The sequence below is a fragment of the Pseudomonas sp. DF11 genome, assembly GCF_058148565.1.
The window spans coordinates 1-755 of sequence record NZ_JBYVYN010000025.1 but is presented as its reverse complement, the minus strand read 5'-3'; the positions used below and the strand labels follow the sequence as shown (position 1 = coordinate 755).

Sequence of the window (755 nt, the reverse complement as noted above, 5' to 3'; positions counted from 1 at the left end):
CGCCGTTGCTCAAGGTCACGGTCACTGGCGTTTGAGCCGCGTTAGTCAGTGTCGCGGTGTAGGTGATCTGACCGCCTTCAGTGATGGTATCGCTAGCCGTCAGCGTCAAGCCGGTGGCATCGACCGAATCAGTGATCGTAGTGACGGCAGGTGCAGTGCTTGGCACCAGGTTTTCGAAGTTGCCACCGGTCGCACCGGTAATCGTGGTGCTGACGGTACTGCCGTTGTTGTAAACGTCGTTGGCCGGAGTATCGACTGCAACACTGCCGGTGGTTTGGCCAGCAGCGATGGTGATGACCGAACCGTTGCTCAGGGTCACGGTCACTGGCGTCTGGGCGGCATTAGTCAGCGTCGCGGTGTAAGTGATTTGACCGCCTTCGGTGATGGTATCGCTGGCGGTCAAAGTCAGACCGGTTGCATCGACCGAATCAGTAATCGTGGTGACGGCAGGTGCAGTGCTCGGCACCAGGTTTTCGAAGTTGCCACCGGTCGCACCGGTAATCGTGGTGCTGACGGTACTGCCGTTGTTGTAAACGTCGTTGGCCGGAGTATCGACTGCAACACTGCCGGTGGTTTGGCCGGCAGCGATGGTGATGACCGAGCCGTTGCTCAAGGTCACGGTGACGGGTGTGCCGGCGGCGTTGGTCAGGGTTGCGGTGTAAACGATCGAGCCGCCTTCGGTGATGGTGTCACTGGCGGTCAGCGTCAGGCCGGTAGTGTCAGTAGAGTCGGTGATCGTGGTGACCGCAGGCGTA

Annotated in this window: 1 protein-coding gene; it reads right to left on the bottom strand. The window is 59.9% G+C overall.

Annotated elements, in window-relative coordinates; translation table 11 throughout:
* A partial coding sequence (locus AC30D9_RS29370) for an immunoglobulin-like domain-containing protein (protein WP_490145374.1) occupies positions 1-755 on the bottom strand: 755 nt, incomplete at both ends.